The 253-nt window shown below is 42.3% G+C and carries 1 pseudogene; it reads left to right on the plus strand.

What is annotated here, in order from left to right:
- Positions 1-253 (plus strand): annotated as a pseudogene (locus ACEN4L_RS13640) (hypothetical protein); the annotation flags it as partial.

Here is a 253-nt window from a genome sequence, read left to right on the forward strand (position 1 = left end):
ATCGAAAGCTGCCAGCCAGCCAAAAATATGAAAAAAGCAGCCTGATTTCAAAAAAATGGATGAAATCAGGCTATTTGTCATGCTTTTTTTTATTTGGAGCTATCGGCGTCCATTTTAACGGGCTTACGGTCGAAGAAGATACCTTTACCCAGTTTGGTTTTGCCTGTCATCAACTCGGTATTGAGATTAAAACCTCCTCTATTCCACAAGCTAAAGGCCGCGTAGAGCGCTTAAACGGGACTGTTCAATCACG

Source organism: Desemzia sp. FAM 23988, from assembly GCF_045528365.1.
In the GTDB taxonomy this organism is placed as follows: Bacteria; Bacillota; Bacilli; order Lactobacillales; family Carnobacteriaceae; genus Desemzia.